15 protein-coding genes are annotated in these 14,395 nt (G+C 71.0%); 12 read left to right on the forward strand and 3 right to left on the reverse strand.

The window, feature by feature from the left end:
* Nucleotides 1–33: 33 nt before the first annotated feature.
* Genes QUC20_RS02845 through QUC20_RS02885 form a run of 9 tightly spaced genes read left to right on the forward strand, consistent with a single transcriptional unit; the run spans nucleotide 34 to nucleotide 7,908 of the window.
* On the forward strand, nucleotides 34–969 hold the full coding sequence (locus QUC20_RS02845) for a carbohydrate ABC transporter permease (RefSeq protein ID WP_120263457.1): 936 nt from the start codon (nucleotides 34–36) through the stop codon (nucleotides 967–969).
* The gene (locus tag QUC20_RS02850; protein ID WP_120263456.1) at nucleotides 969–1,889 is read left to right on the forward strand and encodes a carbohydrate ABC transporter permease; all 921 of its coding nucleotides are present in this window, start codon (nucleotides 969–971) and stop codon (nucleotides 1,887–1,889) included. The genes QUC20_RS02845 and QUC20_RS02850 overlap by 1 nt, the downstream gene beginning before the upstream one ends.
* 4 nt (nucleotides 1,890–1,893) lie before the next feature.
* A complete protein-coding gene (locus tag QUC20_RS02855) occupies nucleotides 1,894–2,565 on the forward strand; it encodes a DUF624 domain-containing protein (protein ID WP_259455250.1) in 672 nt (223 codons plus the stop codon).
* 21 nt (nucleotides 2,566–2,586) lie between these two features.
* Nucleotides 2,587–3,825, forward strand: coding sequence for a glycoside hydrolase family 88 protein (locus QUC20_RS02860; RefSeq protein WP_120263455.1), 1,239 nt, complete (start codon nucleotides 2,587–2,589; stop codon nucleotides 3,823–3,825).
* Nucleotides 3,822–4,697, forward strand: coding sequence for a fumarylacetoacetate hydrolase family protein (locus tag QUC20_RS02865; RefSeq protein WP_259455249.1), 876 nt, complete (start codon nucleotides 3,822–3,824; stop codon nucleotides 4,695–4,697). Before QUC20_RS02860 ends, QUC20_RS02865 begins: the two co-directional genes overlap by 4 nt.
* Nucleotides 4,694–5,458, forward strand: coding sequence for a 2-dehydro-3-deoxy-D-gluconate 5-dehydrogenase KduD (gene kduD, locus QUC20_RS02870; protein WP_120263454.1), 765 nt, complete (start codon nucleotides 4,694–4,696; stop codon nucleotides 5,456–5,458). Before QUC20_RS02865 ends, kduD begins: the two co-directional genes overlap by 4 nt.
* 58 nt (nucleotides 5,459–5,516) lie before the next feature.
* Nucleotides 5,517–6,356, forward strand: a complete 840-nt coding sequence (gene kduI / locus QUC20_RS02875; RefSeq protein WP_120263453.1) for a 5-dehydro-4-deoxy-D-glucuronate isomerase — start codon at nucleotides 5,517–5,519, stop codon at nucleotides 6,354–6,356.
* The gene (locus QUC20_RS02880) at nucleotides 6,353–7,291 is read left to right on the forward strand and encodes a sugar kinase (protein ID WP_289330891.1); all 939 of its coding nucleotides are present in this window, start codon (nucleotides 6,353–6,355) and stop codon (nucleotides 7,289–7,291) included. Before kduI ends, QUC20_RS02880 begins: the two co-directional genes overlap by 4 nt.
* Nucleotides 7,288–7,908, forward strand: coding sequence for a bifunctional 4-hydroxy-2-oxoglutarate aldolase/2-dehydro-3-deoxy-phosphogluconate aldolase (locus QUC20_RS02885; protein WP_120263452.1), 621 nt, complete (start codon nucleotides 7,288–7,290; stop codon nucleotides 7,906–7,908). Before QUC20_RS02880 ends, QUC20_RS02885 begins: the two co-directional genes overlap by 4 nt.
* Before the next feature lie 107 nt (nucleotides 7,909–8,015).
* On the opposite strand, the gene QUC20_RS02890 is transcribed toward QUC20_RS02885, so the two are convergent.
* The gene (locus tag QUC20_RS02890) at nucleotides 8,016–8,945 is read right to left on the reverse strand and encodes an NADP-dependent oxidoreductase (protein WP_289330892.1); all 930 of its coding nucleotides are present in this window, start codon (nucleotides 8,943–8,945) and stop codon (nucleotides 8,016–8,018) included.
* Nucleotides 8,946–9,037: 92 nt separating this feature from the next.
* On the opposite strand from QUC20_RS02890, the gene QUC20_RS02895 reads away from it, so the two are divergent.
* Nucleotides 9,038–9,526 carry a MarR family winged helix-turn-helix transcriptional regulator gene (locus QUC20_RS02895; protein ID WP_120263450.1) on the forward strand — a complete coding sequence of 163 codons (489 nt, stop codon included), beginning with the start codon at nucleotides 9,038–9,040 and terminating at the stop codon, nucleotides 9,524–9,526.
* Between the two features lie 118 nt (nucleotides 9,527–9,644).
* On the opposite strand, the gene pgm is transcribed toward QUC20_RS02895, so the two are convergent.
* Both pgm and QUC20_RS02905 read right to left on the reverse strand, forming a co-directional pair.
* Nucleotides 9,645–11,285, reverse strand: coding sequence for a phosphoglucomutase (alpha-D-glucose-1,6-bisphosphate-dependent) (gene pgm / locus QUC20_RS02900; protein ID WP_289330893.1), 1,641 nt, complete (start codon nucleotides 11,283–11,285; stop codon nucleotides 9,645–9,647).
* 52 nt (nucleotides 11,286–11,337) lie between these two features.
* Entirely contained in the window at nucleotides 11,338–12,264 is a 927-nt protein-coding gene (locus QUC20_RS02905; protein WP_289330894.1) for a LysR family transcriptional regulator, read from the reverse strand.
* Nucleotides 12,265–12,337: 73 nt separating this feature from the next.
* Here QUC20_RS02905 and QUC20_RS02910 point away from each other — a divergent pair, with 73 nt between their 5' ends.
* Together QUC20_RS02910 and pheA are read left to right on the forward strand one after the other, a co-directional pair.
* On the forward strand, nucleotides 12,338–13,234 hold the full coding sequence (locus QUC20_RS02910) for an EamA family transporter (protein WP_289330895.1): 897 nt from the start codon (nucleotides 12,338–12,340) through the stop codon (nucleotides 13,232–13,234).
* Nucleotides 13,231–14,193 (forward strand): prephenate dehydratase, encoded by a 963-nt coding sequence (pheA, locus tag QUC20_RS02915; RefSeq protein ID WP_120263447.1) that lies wholly within the window; start codon nucleotides 13,231–13,233, stop codon nucleotides 14,191–14,193. The genes QUC20_RS02910 and pheA overlap by 4 nt, the downstream gene beginning before the upstream one ends.
* The last annotated feature ends 202 nt before the right edge of the window (nucleotides 14,194–14,395 follow it).

Genomic DNA, 14,395 nt, shown 5'->3' on the forward strand with positions numbered 1-14,395 from the left:
CCGCATCCCCCGCCGTCCTCCCCAGGAGACACCATGACCACCACCGCCGCCTCCCCGAAGGCGCGCCGCCCCGAGCCGGCGCAGCGCCGCAGGAGATCGAAGCTGACCCTGCGCAACACGCTGCTGGGGTGGAGCTTCATCCTGCCGAACTTCGTCGGTTTCGCCCTGCTGACCCTCGTGCCGGTCATCACCCTCTTCTACATGTCGCTGACGAACTGGAACATCTTCGGCACGGCGAACTGGGTGGGGCTCGACAACTTCGAGCGACTGCTCGGTGACGGCAGCTTCCGCATCTCGTTCGTCAACACCCTCTACTACGCGGCGCTGCACATCCCGTTGACGATCGTCGCGTCGCTCGGTCTCGCGCTGCTGTTGAACAACAAGCTGCGCGGCGTCGCGTTCTTCCGCACGGCCGCGTTCTTCCCCTACATCACCTCGATCGTCGCGATCGCGGTCGTGTGGAACCTGCTCTTCAGCCCCGAGTACGGCCCGATCAACGAGATCCTCCGCGCCGTCGGCATCGCCAACCCGCCCGGCTGGCTCACCTCGTCGGAGTGGGCGATGCCCGCCGTCGTCATCGTCAGCACCTGGCGCGACATGGGCTACTACATGATCCTGTTCCTCGCAGGGCTGCAGACCGTGCCCCGCGAGCTCTACGAGGCCGCCCGCATGGACGGCGCGAACGCGTGGGAGCGCTTCGTGAACGTCACCCTGCCGTGCCTGCGACCCACGATGTTCTTCGTCACCGTGATGCTCACGATCAACTCGTTCAAGATCTTCGACCTGATCCTCGTCATGACCGAGGGTGGGCCGGGTCAGTCGACGCTCGTGATCTCGCAGTTCATCTACCGCAAAGGATTTGAGGAGAACCAGTTCGGCTACGCCTCCGCGGCCGCCGTGGCGCTCTTCTTCCTCTGCATCCTCGTGACCATCCTCCAGTTCATCTGGAACAAGCGGAGGAACGTCTGATGACGAATCTTCTCGTACCCCAAGACGACCGCCGGGCGCTGCGCAAGATCGCAGCCGACGGGTTGCCCGACGGCCATCGACCCGACACCGTGTCGCCGCTGCGCCGCGTGGGCCGCATCGCCGGCTACATCGCGCTCATCATCGCCGCCGCAGCGCTGCTGCTGCCGTTCTTCTGGATGATCATGAGCTCGCTCAAGACGGCGAACGAGGTCTTCTCGGTGCCGATCCAGTGGATCCCCGAGGTGTTCGTCTGGCAGAACTACGTCGACATCTGGAACCAGTCGGGGATGCTGACCTGGATCCGCAACACGCTCGTGCTCGCGGTCGTCGTCACCTTCCTGCAGGTGCTGACGGGCTCGTTCGCGGCGTACGGCTTCGCCCGCATCCGCTTCCCCGGACGCGACGTGCTCTTCCTCGCCTACATCGGCACCATCGCCGTGCCGTGGCAGTCGTACATGATCCCGCAGTTCATCCTGCTCTCGAACGTCAAGGTCTCGAACACGCTGTGGGCCATCATCCTCATCCAGGCGTTCGGCGCCTTCGGGGTGTTCCTGATGAAGCAGTTCTACGAGACGATCCCCGAAGAGCTCTCGGAGGCCGCGCGTCTGGACGGCCTGAGCGAGTACGGCATCTGGCGCCGCATCATGCTGCCCCTGTCGGTGCCCGCCCTCGCCAGCCTCACGCTCCTGACGTTCGTGAACACCTGGAACGACTACCTCGGACCGCTCATCTACCTGCGCAACCCCGACCTGTGGACCATTCAGCTCGGGCTGAAGAGCTTCGTCAGCAACCTCTACGACACCAACTACGCCCTGCTGTTCGCCGGACTCGTCATCTCGGTGGTGCCCATCGCGATCATCTTCCTCGTCGGGCAGAAGTACTTCGTCGAAGGCATCGCGACGAGCGGGATGAAGGGCTGAGGCCGTGAAGCGCATCTCGCACAACACGTACGCGACCCTCTTCGGCGTCGTCTACCTCGGACTCATGACGAATCTGCTGCTGCTCGCGTCGTGCCTGCCGCTCGTCGTGCTGCTGGTGATCACCGACCCCGCGCTGTCGTGGCCGATGCTGGCCGTCGTCGCGCCGCTGTGCGCGCCGGGGATCGCGGCGGCGTTCGCGACCTTCCGTGCTCACGGCGAGGGCGAGAGCCAGGTCGTCCGCGTATTCGTCCGCAGCTGGAAGCGTTCGTGGCGCAAGGCACTCGTGCTCGGCGCGGTCGTCGTGGCCGCCCTCGTCGTCGTGCTCGTGGACGTGCGCTTCTTCGCACCGCTGCAGGCGGGAGTAGCGGTCGTGCCCCTGCTGGGCGTGCTGACCGTGGTCCTGCTCGCCTCGGGTCTCGTCGCGTTCGCGGCGCTCGCCGAGGAGCCGGACGCCTCGCTGCGCTCGATCGCGCGGGCCGCGGTGCTCCTGAGCGTGCGCCGGTGGTGGCTGAGCCTGGTCTCGCTCGCCGTCATCGCGCTGCAAGCGGGCCTCTTCGCCGCGATGCCGGCCATCGCGATCGGTCTCACCTCGGCGCCGGCGCTCTACCTCGCCTGGGCCAACGCCCGCTACATCCTCCGTCCGGCGCTCGGCGATCCCGAGCCCCAGGCCGTCTGAACCCCGAAGGAACCCCTCGACATGACATCCCTCCCCGGCACCGACCTCGGCGCGCCCACGGGCGCCCACACTGCTGCCGACACCGCCGCCGACACTGCCGCGATCGAGGCGGCCATCGGGGCCGTCGTGGCCACGCTGCGCCGCAACATCGAGACGTTCGGGCTGCGCTACCCCGACGACACGACGCGCGACGACCGGTATCCGATCCGACCGGCGGCGAACGGGTTTCCCGCCGGGGCGAACCGCGGGTGGACGACCAGTTTCTGGCCGGGGATGATGTGGATCGCGTGGGAGATCACCGGCGACCCCTTCTTCCGGGAGGCGGGGCTCGCTCACGCCGCGGACTTCGCGCGACGGATCCGCGAAGAGGACGACCTCGACACGCACGACCTGGGGTTCCTGTACAGCCTCGCCTCGGTCGCGCCCTACCGGCTGCTCGGCGACGAGGACGCGCGCGAGACGGCCCTGGCGGCGGCCGATCACCTCATGCGCCGGTTCCTCGAGCCCGCGGGCATCATCCAGGCGTGGGGAGACCTCTCCGATCCCGCGCAGCGCGGACGCACGATCGTCGACAGCCTCATGAACATGCCGCTGCTCACCTGGGCGGGGGAGCAGACCGGGCAGGAGCGCTTCGCCGATGCCGTGCGTCGCCACACGACGCAGCTGCGCACCCACATCCTGCGCGACGACGACACGACCTTCCACACGTTCTACTGGGACCCCGAGACCGGCGCGCCCCTGCGCGGTGCGACCGAGCAGGGGGCGTTCGACGACTCGTGCTGGGCACGTGGGCAGGCGTGGGGCATCTACGGCTTCGCGATGAACCACCGCGCGACCGGCGATCCCGCCCTGCTCGACGCGTCGCGGCGCTGCGCCGAACGCTTCCTGTCGCACCTCCCGAGCGATCGGGTGCCGTTCTGGGACATGGTCTACACCGACGGCGCCGACGCGCCGCGCGACAGCTCGTCGGCCGCGATCGCGGTGTCGGGGCTGTTCGAGCTCGCCGGCGTGCTCGGCGAGGGGGCGGATGCCGATCCCGACGCCGCTTCCCGCTACCGGGCCGCGGCCCACGAGATCCTCGCGTCGCTCATCGAGAACTACACGCCCGAGAGTCCCGAAGCCGCCGATGCGGTGCTCCTGCACAGCGTCTACGACCTGCCGAAGTCGGTCGGCGTCGACGAGGGCACGCTGTGGGGCGACTACTTCTACCTCGAAGCTCTGGTGCGCGCCGCACGCCCCGACTGGAAGCCGTACTGGTGAGGCTCGTCCGCTACCGCCCTGCCCGTGCCGCCGAGGCCGGCGACGACGGCATCCGCTCGGGCGTCGTCGTCACGGTGGCCGGCGTCGACCGCGTCGTCGACCTGGGCGCGGCTCCGTTGCCCGAGCTGATCCTCGCCGGTCGACCGGCCCTCGACGCGGCCGTCGCTCGCGCCGGCGCCACCGACCCCGAGCTGTCGTCGGTTCGGCTCGAGGCGCCCGTGCGACCGGGCAAGATCCTGTGCCTCGGCTACAACTACCGCGGGCATGTGCCCGACGGCGTCGACCCGACCGCCGACGACCCCGCGTTCCCCGATGTCTTCGTGAAGACCCCCAACACCCTCGGCGGACCGGCCGACCCCGTCGTGGTGCCCGCGGTCGCGGACGACGTCGACTACGAGGGCGAGATCGCCGTCGTCATCGGGCAGCAGGCCAAGGACGTCGATGAGGCGACGGCGCTCGCGCATGTCGCCGGCTACACGATCCTCAACGACGTGTCCGATCGCTCGTGGCAGCGGCGGCAGAGCCAGTGGGCGATGGGCAAGTGCTTCGACGGTTTCGCGCCGCTCGGGCCCTGGCTCGTCACGCCCGACGAAGCGGGCGACCCGCAGGACATGCTCGTCGAGGTCGTCCGCGACGGTGTCGTGACCGTCTCGCAGTCCACCGCCACCACGATCTTCTCGGTCGCGCGCGTCGTGTCGTATCTCAGCAGCGTCATGACCCTCGAACCCGGCGATGTCATCTCGACCGGCACCCCGCAGAAGCTGCCCGACGCGCAGGCCGCGCATCGGCCGCTGCGCGGCGGCGACGCCGTCACCGTGCGCATCGAGCGTCTCGGCGAACTGACCACCACCTTCATCGGAGGCCCCGCATGATCCTCGATTCCTTCCGCCTGGACGGGCGCGTCGCGCTCGTCACCGGTTCGACCCGCGGCCTCGGCCAGGGGGCCGCCGTCGCGCTCGCCGAGGCCGGCGCGGATGTCGCGCTGCTCGACCGCGGCGACGCGGCCGAGACGGCGGAGGCGATCACCGCCCTCGGTCGCCGCGCGCACCGCATCCGCCTCGATCTCGGCACCGCGACGCCGGAGCAGCTCGCCGACGCGGTCGCCGAGACGGTCGCCGAGCTCGGCGGCATCGACATCCTCGTCAACAACGCCGGGATCATCCGTCGTGCCCCGGCCGCCGACCACCCGGCCGCCGACTGGGACGACGTGCTCGCGGTCAACCTCGACGCCGTGTTCCATCTGTCGCAGGCGGCCGGGCGCCGCATGATCGCGCAGGGCTCGGGGCGCATCATCAACGTCGCCTCGATGCTGTCGTTCCAGGGCGGCATCCTCGTGCCCGGCTATGCCGCCTCGAAGCATGCGGTCGCCGGTCTCACCAAAGCGCTCGCGAACGAGTGGGCCGCGTCGGGGGTGACCGTCAACGCGGTCGCGCCCGGCTACATGGCTACCGACAACACCGCGCCGATCCGCGCCGACGCCGACCGCGAGGCGTCGATCCTCGCCCGCATCCCCGCCGGCCGGTGGGGAACGCCCGGCGACCTGCAGGGCGCCTTCGTCTTCCTCGCCTCGGATGCCGCCGCCTACGTCACCGGGGCGATCGTGCCCGTCGACGGCGGCTGGCTCGTCCGCTGATCCGACTCCGTCTCACCCCCCCCGGCACTCCCGCCGGCCCGCCCCAGAAGGGAACCCCATGCAGCAGCGTTACGCGACCAACCCCGCGCAGATCCCCGGCATGACCACCGCCGATCTGCGCGAGCAGTATCTCGTGCCCGAGGTGTTCGTGCCGGGTGAGATCACCGTCGTCTACACCCACCACGATCGCATCGTGCTCGGCGGTGCGGTCCCGGCCGGGCGCGAGCTGGCGCTTCCCGGCTACCCCGAGATCCGCAGCGACTACTTCCTGGAGCACCGCGAGCTCGGCATCATCAACGTCGGCGGCACCGGCACGGTCACCGCCGACGGCGAGGTCCACACGCTCGTGACGGGCGCGTGCCTGTACCTCGGTCGCGGCATCCGCGACATCGTGTTCGCCGACGCGGACGCGGCCGATGGCCAGCGGGGTGCGCAGTTCTACCTGTTCTCGGCACCGGCGCACACGGCCTACCCGGCGGCTCTGGTCTCGCCCGGCGAGGGCACCGTGCGCGAGCTCGGCGACCAGGCCACCAGCAACCGCCGCACGCTCAACCAGTACATCCACGAGAACGGCGTGAAGAGCTGCCAGATCGTGATGGGTGTCACGACCCTGCACGAGGGGTCGATGTGGAACACGATGCCCGCCCATACCCACGACCGCCGCACCGAGTGCTACCTGTACTTCGACCTGCCTGACGACGCCCGCGTCATCCATCTGTTGGGTGAGCGCGAGGAGACGCGGCACCTCGTCGTCGCCGACCGTCAGGCGATCATCTCGCCGAGCTGGTCGCTGCACTCGGGTGTGGGCACAGCGGCCTACTCGTTCATCTGGGCGATGGCAGGCGAGAACCAGGCGTTCGACGACATGGACGCCGCACCCGTCACGACCCTGAAGTGAGCGGTCCGGTGGGCGGTGTGCTGTTGACGGCGGGCGAGACGATGGCGATGGTCGCGCCCGCCGCTGCCGAGCGGCTCGAGCGCGCCGAGGTGTTCCGCATCGACGCCGGGGGAGCGGAGTCGAACGTGGCCGCGCACGCGGCCGCCGCCGGTCAGCCCGCCGCGTGGTTCTCGCGCGTCGGCGACGACGCCCTCGGCCGGCGCGTCGTGTCGCGGGTGGCGCGGCGCGGCGTCGACGTCTCGCGCGTGGTCGTCGACGCCGAGCACCCGACCGGGCTCTACCTGAAGGACCCCGGCCACGGCGTCGCGTACTACCGCGCGGGCTCGGCCGCCGCCCACCTCTCCGAGGCCGACGCCGACGCCATCTCGTGGAACGGTGTGGCGATGCTGCACGTCTCGGGAATCACGGCCGCGCTCGGCGGCATGGCGCCGGCGTTCGTACGACGACTCGTCGACCGCGCGCGAGAGGCGGGGGTGCCTGTCAGCGTCGACGTCAATCACCGCGCGCCCCTGTGGAGCGAGACCGCGGCATCCGGCCCGCTGCTCGACCTGGCACGACGTGCAGACGTCGTCTTCGTCGGACGCGACGAGGCCGAGACGCTCTGGGCCACGGCGGATGCTGACGCCGTCCGGGCGCTGCTGCCCGACGTCCCGCAGCTCGTCGTCAAGGACGGCGCCGTCGGGGCCATGCTCTTCGCCGGCGATGACGTCGTGTTCGAGCCGGCTCTCGTCGTCGACGTCGTCGAGCCCGTCGGGGCCGGCGATGCGTTCGCGGGCGGCTACCTCGCGGCGCTGCTCGCCGGCGCCGCGCCGCACGACCGACTGCGGTCGGGGCACGAGCGTGCGGCACTCACGATGGCCACGACGGGCGACTTCCCCGACCCCGCCCCGGCGCCCGACCAGAACGAACCACCCCGCGAGAGGACTCCCTCATGACCACCCTGCACACCGACGCGAACACGGCGCTCGACGACATCTTCGCTGGCGCCCCTCTCATGGCGATCCTGCGAGGCATGGGTCTCGAACGCTCCGTGCGGCTCGCGACCACCGCGTGGGACCTGGGTATCGACTCGGTCGAGGTGCCGCTGCAGACCGACGAAGACGAGCGGGCGCTCCGCGAGGTCGTGCGTCTGGGGGCCGAGCGCGGCAAGGCGGTCGGCGCCGGGACCGTCGTCACCGTCGACCAGGTCGCTCTCGCCGTCGACGCCGGCGCGGCCTACGTCGTCTCGCCGGGGCTCGACCCCGAGGTCGTGCGTGCGGCGCAGCGACACGGCATCCCGATCCTGCCCGGCGTCGCGACCCCGGGTGAGGTGCAGCGGGCCGTGGCACTCGGACTCCCGTGGCTCAAGGCGTTCCCGGCGCACTGGCTCGGGGTCGACTGGTTCCGGCACATCCGCGGGCCGTTCCCGGGTGTGCGTTTCGTCGCGACCGGCGGGATGGATGCCGCGAACGCGGAGGCGTTCCTCGACGCCGGCGTGCGCGTCGTCGCGGTCGGCTCCGCCCTGGAAGACGAGTCGCAGCTGCCCCGCCTGGCCGAGCTCCTCGCGCGCTGACTCGCCCGAGCGCACGGCCTCGCCGCGAGTGCACGGCCTGCTCACGCTCGAAGGTCGTGCACTCGGCGCTCGGCCGTGCATTGGGGGTGATGCGAGGATGACGTCGCTCAGAGGACGACGATGACCTTGCCCGCGATGCCGCTCTCAGCCGCCTCGGCGTGCAGCGCGGGGAGCTCAGCCAGGGGGACGCGCCGCGTGACCTCGACGGTGAGGGCGCCCTCGTCGACCAGGCGGACCAGCTCGGCGAGCCGGTCGCGATCGCGGCGGACGAACACCGTCGCGGCGCGGACGCCGCGCCCCTCGTCGCCCGGGGTGGCCATGAACGCCGTCGTGCTGACGACCGCGCCGCCGTCCGCGACGGCCCCGACATAGGTCTCGAAAAGCTCGGGTTCGATCGGGGCGAGGTTCAGCAGCACGTCGACCGGTCCGTCGATCGCGCCCAGCACGTCGGTCGCGGTGTGATCGATGATCTGGTCGGCTCCGGCCGCGCGGACGGCGTCGAGGCTGCGGGGGCTCGCGGTGGCGATGACGTGTATGCCGGCGCGCTTGGCGAGCTGGACGGCGTACTTTCCGACGACACCGCCGGCGCCGACGATCAGCACCCGCTGGCCCGACTCGAGGCGACCGTCGTCGACGAGGGCCTGCCACGCGGTCAGCGCGACGGAGGGCAGCGCGGCGGCATCGGCGAGGGGAATGCTCGTGGGCGCGGCGGCCACGGCGTCGGCGGGGGCCAGCACGAACTCCGCCGCCCCGCCGTCGTGCTCCATCGGGAGGAACGCGACCACCGCGTCGCCCACCGTGAGGCCGGTCACACCCGTACCGACCGCGTCGACGCGCCCCGAGACGTCGTACCCGGGCACGTGGGGCAGATCGATCGGGATGGGGAGGAAGCCCGCGCGCATCCCGCCGTCCGCCGCGTTGTACGCCGACGCGGCGACCCGGATACGGACCTGCCCCGCGGCCGGCTCGGGGCGGTCGATGTCGACGATCTCGAGAACCTCGGGGCCACCGGTCTGAGAGAACTGCACTGCATTCATGATGCGATCCTTTGCTGAATTGCTTCGAATTCGAAGCGATACGGAGAACGTAGCACTGCTTCGAATGTGAAGCAATGGGTAAGATCGAGACCATGACCAACGCGCCACGCTCCCTGACGTCGACGCAGCTCGAGGCCTACCTCGCCTTCACGGAGGTGGGCAGCCTGCTGCGTCCCGCCGTCGAGGCGCAGCTGAAGGATGCCGGCGGCCTGAGCTACGTGCAGTTCCAGCTGCTGGCACGGTTGAACGACGCCCCGGGCGGCACCCTGCGCATGACCGATCTCGCCGACGGCGTGGTGTACAGCCGCAGCGGGCTGACCTACCAGGCCACGCTGCTCGAGCAGCGCGGATACGTCACGCGGTCACCGTCTCCGGAGGACGAGCGCAGCACCGTGGTCGCGCTGACGGGTGCGGGGCGCGACGTTCTGGCCGCCGTGTTCCCCGGTCACATCGAGACCGTGCATCGGCTGCTGTTCGCGCCGCTATCGGATGCGGATGCCGCCGACCTCGCGCGCATCCTTCGCAGCGTGACGGCGCACCTGCGCGCGGCGCCGCCGCGTTCGGCATCCCGGCGTCGCTGACCGCGGCATCGCCCGAGCGCACGGCTTCGCCGCGCGTGCACGGCCTACTCACGCTCGAAGGTCGTGCACTCGGCGCTCAGCCGTGCATTGGGGGTGATGCGAGGATGCCCAGCGGGGATCAGGCGCCGAGCGCGGCCGCGACCACGGCGCGGGCCTCGGCCTGCACCTCGGCGAGGTGCTCCGGGCCGCGCAGGCTCTCGGCGTAGAGCTTGTAGACGTCCTCGGTGCCCGACGGGCGCGCGGCGAACCACGCATGCTCGGTCTGCACCTTGAGACCGCCGATCGCGGCGCCGTTGCCCGGGGCGTGCGAGAGCTTCGCCGTGATGGGCTCGCCCGCCAGCTCGGTGGCCGTCACGGCGTCGCCCGAGAGCTTGCCGAGGGCGGCCTTCTGCTCGGGCGTGGCCGGGGCGTCGACACGCTGGTAGGCCGACGAGCCGAACTGCGCTTCGAGCTCGGCGTACCGCTGCGAGGGGGTCTTGCCGGTGACGGCCAGGATCTCGGCGGCGAGCAGGCACAGCAGGATGCCGTCCTTGTCGGTCGTCCACACGCTGCCGTCCTTGCGGAGGAACGAGGCCCCCGCCGACTCTTCGCCGCCGAAGGCGACCGAACCGTCGAGCAGGCCCGGCACGAACCACTTGAACCCGACGGGCACCTCGAGCAGCGCGCGGCCGAGCGACTCGGCCACACGATCGATGATCATCGACGACACGAGTGTCTTGCCGACCGCGGCATCCGTCGGCCATCCCGGACGGTTCGCGAACAGATAGTCGATCGCGACGGCGAGGAAATGGTTCGGGTTCATCAGGCCCGCGTCGGGCGTCACGATGCCGTGACGGTCGGCGTCGGCGTCGTTCCCGGTGAGGATGTCGTACTCGTCGCGACGGGCGACAAGCGCGGCCATCGCCGACGGCGACGACGGATCCATGCGGATCTTCTCGTCCCAGTCGAGCGTCATGAACTTCCAGGTCGGGTCGACCTCGGGGTTCACGACCGTGAGATCGAGGCCGTAGACCTCGGCGATGAGCGCCCAGTACTCCACCGAGGCGCCGCCGAGCGGGTCGGCCCCGATGCGCACGCCCGACGCTTTGATGGCGTCGAGGTCGATGATCGTGGCGAGGTCGCGCACGTAGGCGTCGCGGAAGTCGTACTGGCCGAGCGTGTCGAGGTCGATGTCGGCATGGCGCGTGCGGTGTACGCCCTCGAGGCCTGCGGCGATCAGCTCGTTCGCGCGGTCGGCGATCCACGAAGTCGCATCGGTGTCGGCGGGCCCGCCGTGCGGGGGGTTGTACTTGAAGCCGCCGTCGCGCGGCGGGTTGTGCGAGGGCGTCACGACGATGCCGTCGGCGCGGCCTGCGTCATCGAGCGCGCGACCGCGGTTGTACGTCAGGATCGCGTGGCTGAGCGCGGGTGTCGGCACCCACGAGTCGCGGGAGTCGATGCGGACGTCGACGCCGTTCGCGACGAGAACCTCGATGGCGCTGCGCTCGGCGGGAAGGGACAGCCCGTGCGTGTCGCGCCCGAGGAAGAGCGGCCCCTCGATGCCCTGCGCGCGCCGGTAATCGACGATGGCCTGGGTCGTAGCGAGGATGTGGTCTTCGTTGAAGCTCGTCGACAGCGACGAACCCCGGTGCCCGCTCGTGCCGAACGCCACGCGCTGCCCGGGGACCGCGGCATCCGGCTTCCGGTCGTAGTAGGCGGCGATCAGCTCATCGATGTCGATGAGGTCGGATGCTTCTGCGGGCGCTCCTGCACGGCTCATGATGCTTAGTCTGCCCGCTTCCGGGCTCGGCGGTGGCGGATTGACACGGCACTCACGGTCGGTCGTGCGCGTTCGCCGCGGTGAGCAGCGCGGCGAGGACCGCGCGCAACGCCGGGGAGTCGGCCTGCGAGCGCCGGTGGACGGCGGCGATGTCGCGCGTCGACGCGGGCGCTGCCGTCGGCACCGCGACGAGATCGGGCCCCAGGTCGCCGCGACCGAGGCGCGGCACGAGCGCGACGACGGCACCGGTGCGGGCGAGCTCGATGTGGTTCTCGAACTCCATCGATTCGTAGAGCACCCGCGGTGCTCCGCCGATGCCGTCGAACAGCCGTCTCAGCCACTGCCGGCAGATGGTCGTGTCGAAGGTGGCGACCCAGCGCTCGTCCGCCAGGTCGGCAGGGTGCACGACGTCGCGCCCCGCGAGCGGGTGATCGCGGTGGAGGATGACGTCGGCGACGTCGGTGAACAACGGCGTGACGACGACGTTCTCGGGGATCGCGAGGGCGACGCCGCCCCACTGGTGGACGATGCCGAGGTCGCGCTGCCCCGACGCCACGAGCGCCACGGTCTCCCACGGCTCGCTCTCGCGGACGGGGAGGCGCAGGTCGGGGTGATCGGCGGCCAGCTCGACGAGCACGGCGGCGAGCATGCCGCGCACCACGGTCGAGAAGGCCGCGATCCGCAGCTCGCCGGTGACGCGGCCGTCGTCGCCCGCGAGGGCGCCGGCGTGCAGATCGGCGCGCAGCCGCTCGAGGTCGGCGAGGATCGGTGTCGACCCGACGACGAGCTGCGTGCCGGCCGATGTGAGCGCGACACCGCGGCCGACGCGCTCGAGCAGCGCGACCCCGGTCTCGCGTTCGAGTCGCTTGATCTGCTGCGACACCGCCGAGGGCGTGAATCCCAGGGCGGATGCCGCGGCCGCGACACTGCCTTCCCGCGCGACGGTCCGCAACGAGTGCACGGCATCCAGATCGATCATGAAGCAATGCTACTGATTCGAGTCGAGAAAACATCGCTTGTCGTTCATTATCCCGCGCGGTGGACTGAGCCTCGTGAACCGACGCGACATGATCCTGGCAGCCACGGTGGCGACCCTCTGGGGATTCAACTTCCTCGTCATCGATTGGGGCATGGCTGGCATCCCGCCTCTGCTCTTCGTGGCGATCCGGTTCGCGGCCGTCGCCGTCTTCGCGATCGTCGTGCCGCCTCCCCGGGCCCGCTGGACGGCGATCGTCGGGGTCGGGCTCTTCATGAGCCTCGGCCAGTTCGCGCTGCTGTACCTCGCCCTCTCCCTCGGGCTCCAGCCGGGGCTCGCGGCTCTGCTGATGCAGGCGCAGGCGGTGTTCACCGTCGTCATCGCGGCCGGAGCACTGCGAGAACGCCCCACGCCGGGACAGGTGATCGGCGTCGGCCTCGGCATCGCCGGACTCGCCACCGTGGCCGCCGGCCGCGGGGGAGACGCCCCCGCCCTCGCGGTCGTGCTCGCGCTCGGCGCCGCACTGTCGTGGGCCGTCGGCAACGTGATCGCGCGTCGAGCGGGCGTCGTCACGGGCCGCGGACCGCTCGGGGCGCTCTCGCTCACCGTCTGGTCCGCCCTCGTCGTGCCGGTGCCCGCGCTCGGGCTGGCAATGATCTTCGAGGGGCCCGAGGCGATCGGCGCCGGGCTCGCCGGCTTCGGCATCCGCGCCCTCGTCTCGACCATCTACACCGCGGGGCTGTGCACCCTCGTCGGCTACGCCATCTTCAACGGCCTGCTGGCGCGCAACCCCTCGGCGGCCGTCGTTCCCTGGGTGCTGCTGGCACCGGTCGTGGCGATGGCGGCCGCCGCGGCTCTGCTCGGACAGATCCCCGCCCCCGCCGAGATCGTCGGCGGGGCCGTGCTCGTGGTCGGCGTGCTGGTGACGACGGTGCGCGTGCCACGGGTGCGCCGGTCTAGGCTCATTGCGTGACGCCCGAGCACGACGACCAGCCCGCCCGCCGCACCTACAGCTATCTCGGGCCGGCGGGGACATTCACCGAGGCCGCCCTCGCGCAGGTGCCCGAGGCGCGCGACCAGATCTGGCGCTCGGTGCGCAACGTCGGCGAAGCCCTCGCGGACGTCGTGGACGGACGCTCGGACGCCGCGATGATCGCGATCGAGAACTCCGTCGACGGCGGGGTCTCGACGGCGCAGGACGCGCTGGCCACGATGCCGGGCCTGCGGATCGTCGGCGAGTACCTCGTGCCCGTGAACTTCGTGCTCGTGGCGCGCCCCGGCACGCGGATCGAGGACGTCTCGCTCATCGCCGCGCATCCCGTCGCCTACGCGCAGTGCCTGCAGTGGCTGCTGAAGGCTCGGCCCGAGCACGCCCATCTGCCGGCCGCGAGCAACGTGGCCGCTGCGGTGGGACTGCTCGACGGGGTCAGCGACGCCGATGCGGCGATCGCGCCTCCCGGCATCCTCGAGCATCACGACCTCGAGCTGCTGGCATCCGACATCGGCGACAACGAGCACGCCGTCACCCGGTTCGTCCTCGTGAGCCGCACCGTCGCCCCGCCGTCGCCGACCGGGGCCGACAAGACCTCGCTCATTGCGGAGCTGCCCGATGACCACCCGGGTGCACTGCTCGAGCTGCTCGAGCAGTTCTCGACCCGCGGCATCAACCTCTCGCTCATCGAGTCGCGGCCGATCGGTGACGCGCTCGGCCGGTACCGGTTCGTCATCGACGCCGACGGGCACGTGGCCGACGAGCGCATGGCCGACGCTCTCATGGGCGTGCGGCGATTCAGCCCGAAGGTGCTGTTCCTCGGGTCGTACCCGCGCGCCGACCGGGCTATCGTGCGGTACCCGCAGCGGTACTCCGACGACGTCTTCGTCGAGGCGCGCGACTGGCTGCGTGCCCTGATCTCCGGCGAGCCCGAGGCCTGACACGCCCCGTCTGCTGCGGTGGGCTGGGGAAGCTGAGCGCTGTGTGCCGCGAACAGGCTGAGCGCGGCCGCAGGGGTGTATGGGCGGCGTGAGCCGGATCTCAGCCTGTGTCCGGCTCCGCCTGTGTCCGGCACCTTCGGACCACGGACCCGCCCAGCGGCGGCCGTGCGCGGAGTCCAGCGGTGCCGGCGAGCTCGGGAAG

Origin of the sequence: Microbacterium arborescens, from assembly GCF_030369635.1 — a bacterium.
In the GTDB taxonomy this organism is placed as follows: Bacteria; Actinomycetota; Actinomycetes; order Actinomycetales; family Microbacteriaceae; genus Microbacterium.